The sequence below is a fragment of the Rhodoferax sp. ZS1R8 genome (assembly GCF_056521325.1).
Window position 1 is genome coordinate 1 of sequence record NZ_JBWMBA010000086.1, and the last position, 1,363, is coordinate 1,363.

Annotated in this window: 2 protein-coding genes and 1 pseudogene; 1 reads left to right on the plus strand and 2 read right to left on the minus strand. The window is 58.6% G+C overall.

What is annotated here, in order from left to right; genetic code table 11:
* Positions 1-77: pseudogene (locus AC097P_RS23990) on the minus strand (universal stress protein); the annotation flags it as partial.
* A 50-nt stretch (positions 78-127) separates the two neighbouring features.
* Here AC097P_RS23990 and AC097P_RS23995 point away from each other — a divergent pair.
* Positions 128-1,066: a DNA ligase gene (locus AC097P_RS23995; RefSeq protein ID WP_479612936.1), complete on the plus strand. Its 939-nt coding sequence runs from the start codon at positions 128-130 to the stop codon at positions 1,064-1,066.
* Here the strand turns inward: AC097P_RS23995 and AC097P_RS24000 are convergent.
* Positions 1,044-1,363 (minus strand): fasciclin domain-containing protein (locus tag AC097P_RS24000; RefSeq protein ID WP_479612937.1); only part of this gene is annotated, 320 nt, incomplete at its 5' end. The two genes, AC097P_RS23995 and AC097P_RS24000, sit on opposite strands and share 23 nt — an antisense overlap.

The window sequence follows — 1,363 nt, forward strand, 5'->3', positions numbered from 1 at the left end:
ATGCCGTCGTGGTTGGCCAGATAGGCCAGCATTTTTTTGCTGTAAGCGCTGCCGTCAACAGCTAGAAGAATTTTCATGGCGTGCTCCTTGAATTCAGTACAGTGTAGCCATGCCAGTTTCACTGATCATGCATCTACCCTCCCCATTGAACCGCTTGCTTTGGATCCTGGCCTGCCTGTTGGGCATGGCTGGTCCAGCTACCATTCCCCAGGCGGCGGCACAGACACCTGCCGGCAACACGCCCGCTCTGATGCTGGCAAAGGTCTACCACCCTGGCATCGATTTGACCGATTACTGGGTGAGCGAAAAGTACGATGGGCTGCGTGGTTACTGGGACGGTCACAAACTACTGACCCGCGGCGGCGAGCTTATTTATGTCCCGCCATGGTTTACGGCAGGTTGGCCCACCACGCCACTGGATGGTGAATTGTGGGCTGGTCACGGTCAATTTGAACGGGCTAGCTCCACCATACGCCAGCGCGTACCCAATGACTCTGCGTGGCGCGTCATACGCTTCATGGTGTTTGACATGCCGACGCACGGTGGGCAGTTCACAGAGCGGCTCTCCGCCCTCAACGCTGCAGTGGCACAGATCGATCAGCCCTGGGTGGTAGCTGTGCCCCAAACTCGCGCGGCCTCCCACGCTGCGCTGCAGACACAGATGCGCAAGGTGGTCAAAGCGGGGGGGGAAGGCCTCATGCTGCATCGGGGCGCATCGCTCTATACCGCCACTCGCAATGGTGATTTGTTGAAGGTCAAGCCACACGAAGACGCCGAAGCCATTGTGGTGGGCCACCAGGCAGGCCGAGGCAAGTTTGGGGGCATGCTGGGGGCCCTGTTGGTGGAGACGGTAGCCAGTGGCAATGCTGCTGCGCCCGGTGTGCGATTCAAGATTGGAACCGGCCTCGCCGAAGCCGATCGCCGTAACCCGCCGCCCGTTGGCACCGTAGTGACCTATCGGTATCGGGGCCTGACAGACGCGGGTATACCGCGTTTTGCCAGCTTCTTGCGCGTGGCGCCTGCCTCGCCAGTCGCGCCTAACTCTAAGAAAAGCGCTGCAAAATAGATAACAGTAGACCCCGTATGGACGGGGGCTGGTGCCTCATCTGCAATGCAGCCTTGCTAATGCCGAGTTCGGTCAACAGGGCTGCGAAAGCTGCATTGGTCGGGGCAAACACCGTGAAGGGTCCCTTGCCTTTCAGTGTGTCTACCAAGCCCGCAGCGCCAAGGGCCGTTGCAAGGGTTTTGAAGCTGCCTGCGGCAACAGTGGTGTCAACGATAGCTTTGGCTTGAACAGAGAAAGCCATACCCAAGATCAGTACGGAAGCGACAAGAGTCTTTTTCACAAAAGTCTCCAAAGGTG

Bases quoted from the DNA above. Each gene is read 5' to 3' on its own strand.
- AC097P_RS23995 (WP_479612936.1), top strand. From the start codon at position 128: ATGCATCTACCCTCCCCATTGAACCGCTTGCTTTGGATCCTGGCCTGC.